The 4,980-nt window shown below is 38.9% G+C and carries 3 protein-coding genes; 2 read left to right on the top strand and 1 reads right to left on the bottom strand.

The annotated features are described in order from the left end of the window. On the bottom strand, positions 1 to 1,386 hold a 1,386-nt coding region (locus E1163_RS02435; protein ID WP_155169100.1), incomplete at its 3' end, for a HEAT repeat domain-containing protein. Positions 1,387 to 1,779: 393 nt separating this feature from the next. Here E1163_RS02435 and E1163_RS02430 point away from each other — a divergent pair. Further along, the gene (locus tag E1163_RS02430; RefSeq protein ID WP_155169098.1) at positions 1,780 to 2,040 is read left to right on the top strand and encodes a hypothetical protein; all 261 of its coding nucleotides are present in this window, start codon (positions 1,780 to 1,782) and stop codon (positions 2,038 to 2,040) included. A 238-nt stretch (positions 2,041 to 2,278) separates the two neighbouring features. Then, a partial coding sequence (locus E1163_RS02425) for a DEAD/DEAH box helicase family protein (protein ID WP_155169096.1) occupies positions 2,279 to 4,980 on the top strand: 2,702 nt, incomplete at its 3' end.

Genomic DNA, 4,980 nt, shown 5'->3' with positions numbered 1-4,980 from the left:
TGCCAATCTCATGGAGTAAACGTACCAACTTTTTAAGCAGGCATATGCCATATATTTGAGCATTTCATTTGGTTCCTGAATGCCCTTTAAAAAATCACCTGCAACACTCCATCCACCGTACTGGCTTATTATTTTTAGCACATAGCGCTTGGTATCATGATCACCACTATCGAATATTGGCCTTAATCGTGGCAAATCACGGGCAGAACGAGAAGATGTGATAATGTTTGCACACATCTTTTTTACCATATTTGACGAATCCTCTAGTAGCTCAAACGCCTTACTTTTTGCAGTATCAAAGTCTAAAATTGAAAGCGCGAATAAGGATGCTGATCTATATTTTGAGGTTTCTGATAGCATAAACATCTCAAGTTTAGGGATGTCAGCTTTTGATCCCGTTTCAGCCAATCCTATGATTGCACCAATACTTGGTTGCTGGTTTATACGGTCCTGATAAAGTTTGTAGAAATTAACTTCCTCCATTCGGGATATCAGATCGCGCGCTTTTGACCTGACCAAAAATGAACTGTCAAATATGGAATGATATAACGCTTTCTTATAAAGCTGCTCCTGCCCTATTTGGATGCTATTAATTGCATAAATCCTTATTTTCTGGTTTTTGTCAGAAAGAAGCTTTTTAACCAAAGCCGGGTTGTCCATAATATCACTATTCTTGACCGCCAGGAGGCGGATTAAGTAGCTACTATCATTTAGGATCAACTCCACTATTGAGGGTGTAAGCAACTGTCTGTTTACCAGATTTTTGAACAAATAATACCGGCTGCCCTCCGGATATTCATCAATGGTTTGAAGTAGTTCATTAATATTTTTAGCAGAAAACAGGAATTGAGATATTTCCTCATGTATTGCACCAAGATCAACGCGCTCAACATGTATCAGCCAATCAATGATCTTGTGATGCTCAATAAAGAAAGATGGTTTGGCTTCTTCAATGAGTTTTCGCACGCTGTTTTCAGCTTGTGCCCTAACTGCCGGCACCCAGTCTCCCAACCGAAACAAGATAAAGGGAAAGGTTGAACTCTCTGGTATTGAAGAAAGCTTTTGTACCGCTGCCTCGCGCACATAGCCATTGCCATTCATCGAAGCAATGGCATAGAGAGATAGGGCTATGTGAGACTCAAACCTCTCAAAAAGCTGCAGGTCATCTGGTTGCAGGTTTATATACTTAAAGCTATTGTAAAGACCTTTACGCTTAAAAGAAGTCTCAGCCTTAAGCACCCGATGAACAGTTGCCGCAGCTCGTCTAGCTACCTCCTCGTTCTCATTCAGCACCCAATTAAAAATACCGGCCACCTGACTGGGCTTTGTTATATTAAAATCAGGACTTGGCTTGTTACTCTTGAACGGATTATTGAAAATTGCCATAACTTATTCACTATTGATAGGCACAAAATAAAGGAGTAAGTACGCAGTATTTTTGCGCAACTATTTTTTTTAATCGTAATCTGAAGTGATAAAGTTTTAATCAACATATTATGATGATTCAGATATCGCTTATTTCCTTTTATACTTATGCAGCCATAAAAATCTATTGGATTTACTGGACTTAAAAATTATAATGCGAATATCTTTTGCGAATTCTTATATATCATATTGTTAGTAATGATTTTGTTTACATAAAATAACATGAGATTCTTGTTCACCATTCTAATTGCCTTACTACTTTCATCGTGCAATTGCAGAACAGACAAAATAGAAAAGGAACTGTTGCCTGGACGATATATCTTTACTCATTGGACTAGAGACACAATTGACATAATGGAGAATGGAACCTATCAACACTACACCGTCATTAATAACACTAAGCTGAAAAATTCAGGGACTTGGAAATTAATGGAGACTCAGGAAGAAATATTATTTGAAAATTTCTCCTTTCTTACAGACGAAAACCCTCCCGGAAATTGGTTCTCAAGATTGCGCCTTGAAGAAGAAGAAATTCAGCTAATCTATGCATGTGATATTAATGCGTATTATAAAAGGATTGGTGGACTAGATTCTTTGGACATAAACCATCGCTAACATTCAGGCATGGAAGAATGGGACAACTACTGATAACATTTTTAGGTCTTTTGATATTCACACCCTCCTCGAAAGAAATTATTATTAGCAATCTGAGGGAATAATTCAAGGTCGGACCCCAAGACAAAAACTAAATTGTACCAGCATGGGAAGCCGCCCATAAGAATAGTATAAATGAACCCAAAGCATTATTTAATTTTACTGACAAGGTGGACATTGAACCTAAACAGAAACTAACTTGAAGCAATTTCCTTCTTATATAAAATTTAAGTACGACTGGAGAAAATATCAAAAGAGAGTGCTCGACGAATTAGAAGAACACCTTGACGATAACCATCTTCATATCATTGCTCCTCCAGGCTCTGGCAAGACTGTATTAGGACTTGAAGTTGCTCTCAGACTGAACAAACCGACGCTTGTGTTTGCTCCAACAGTGGCAATAAGAAACCAATGGATACAGCGATTTTGCGAACTGTTTTTACAAGTTAAACAAAAGCCTGAATGGATTTCAAGAGACATCAAGAATCCAAAATTTCTGACAGTCGCCACTTATCAGGCACTCCATGCCGCATGTTCAGGGTCTGACCTGGACGAGGAGAAAGAAGAACTGGAAGAAGAAAAAGGAGACGCAGATAATGGAAACGGGCGTAAAAATTCAAGGACGAAAGAAATCATCCAGCTTTTACAAGCTCAAAACATCAAGACAATTGTGGTTGATGAAGCACATCACCTCAAAAATGCCTGGTGGCAATCGCTGACGGAGATCAAGAAAGCTTTGAACCCAACAATTGTTGGACTTACTGCTACCCCTCCATATGATGTTTCTCACCTGGAATGGCAGCGTTATATTGAGTTGAATGGGCCTGTAGATGCTGAAATTTCAGTGCCTGAATTGGTTGTAGAAGGAGACTTGTGCCCACATCAGGATTACGTCTTTTTTTCGCGCCCAACAGCCGGAGAAAGTCAGGAAATTAGCGATTACCGTAAACGTATTGATACCCTTTTCAATGAAATAAAAGAAGACCTCACGTTAGTTCAAGCACTTGAAAAGCATCCCATTTATCAGGCTCCAAACAAACAACTCGACTGGATTTACACCAATCTCGAATATTACTCAGCGACATTGATATTCCTCAATGCTGTTGGTAAAGAAATCACAAATGACCATCTTGAGGTCATCGGAGACAAGAAGTTTTCAGTTCCTAAACTTAATTATGAATGGATTGAAACCTTGCTAACATTTTACCTATTTAAAGATCCTCAAAACTTTGCAGTATATAGAGAACATCAGCAAAGGCTGGCCAATAAGTTAAAACGGAATGGAGCAATGGAGAGACGTTCCGTGAACTTCAGGCACAACAAAAGAATTAGCAGCTTCCTGAGCTCAAGTATTAGCAAACTGAGAAGCATTAGCCAAATTGTTGATTTTGAATATAGCAATTTAAAGGAAGATCTACGGATGGTCATTCTCACCGATTATATCCGTAAGGAATTCTTAGTGAATAAATCAACAAATGATCTGGAACTTAACAAGATTGGAGTGCTGCCAATATTCGAGCAATTGCGCAGAACCAATCAGCGTGGAATTAAGATTGGTGTTCTTACTGGTTCATTAATTATCATACCTGTTTCTGCTTTTGAGGCATTCAAAGAGGTGGCTGCTAAATATAAGGTTGAAAGACTATCCACTTCTCCCCTTCCCTTTGATAACCAGTACCTCGTTGTAAACACAACAGAGCAAATTAAGCATGACATCGTTCACATCATTACACAGGTTTTTCAAAAGGGAAACATCGAAGTTCTAATCGGGACAAAATCATTACTGGGTGAGGGTTGGGATGCTCCATCCATTAATACTCTGATCCTGGCTAGTTTTGTTGGCTCTTATGTTCTGTCCAATCAAATGAGAGGACGTGCCATTAGAACTGAAAGGCAAAACATAGACAAGACAGGTAACATCTGGCATTTGGTCTGCACCGACCTCACAGCACCCGATAGTGGTGACGATATTCAGTTACTGAAAAGACGATTCAAAACCTTTGTAGGTGTATCATACCGAGATGAAGTGAGTATTGAAAACGGGATCGGACGCCTTGCCTTGCCGGCTCAAATGACAACGGCACATGAGATTGCCAACCTAAATAACAGAATGCTTACTATTGCCGGACAACGAGACCAGCTCAAAGAAAAATGGAAGCAAGCATTGGAAAGTGGAATAACTCTTATTGAGGAAATTAAAGTGCCGTTTCCAGAAGACAAAGACTACAAGAAAGTTAAGTCCCTTTATTATAACCGAACCATCAAGTACCTGTTAGCAACGCTCGGCTCAGGGCTAGTTGGATTTGGGTTTGAAGTATTACAAGGACTAGGAAGAGTTGTGCGCCATATCAAAAGTAAGGAAGATTTAATGTATTGGTTAATGTTTATCGGTGGACTTGGTGTAGTTATTTTTGGTGGTCTTGCTTACAAAACCTTAAGAGCGTATTTGCTGTACAGAGACATTTCAAAAGATATTCACCAGATTGGAGAAGCACTATTAAATTCACTCATAAAAGTTGGAGCAATTCATACGGACATCTCTAAATTAACCGTGGTTTCTGATGTTGATGATTATGGCGCAATTTATTGTCATCTGGAAGGAGGAACTACTTACGAGAAATCGACATTTATAAAATCCTTACAGGAGATAATAGGTACAGTTGATAATCCGCGGTATGTGATCATCCGCAAGAGTTTGTTTCTAAATATTTTCTCTCAAAAAGATTATCATTCCGTACCTGATCTGGTGGGGCGTAATAAAACGTTCGCAGTATATTTTGAGAGACAGTGGAGAAGACTTGTCGGAGCCTGTGAGCTTGTTTTTACAAGAACTGTAGAAGGACGAAAATTACTACTTAAATCGAGAATACACTCACTTGCTTCTGAATTTGAGGATAAAAC

It is taken from the genome of Fulvivirga kasyanovii, from assembly GCF_009711405.1.
Taxonomy (GTDB): domain Bacteria; phylum Bacteroidota; class Bacteroidia; order Cytophagales; family Cyclobacteriaceae; genus Fulvivirga; species Fulvivirga kasyanovii.
The sequence above is the reverse complement of the archived record's forward strand: the minus strand, read 5'-3'. Positions and strand labels throughout refer to the sequence as shown.

Excerpts from the sequence above, each read along its gene's own strand:
- E1163_RS02430 (WP_155169098.1), top strand. The coding sequence starts at position 1,780 with ATGGAGAATGGAACCTATCAACACTACACCGTCATTAATAACACTAAG.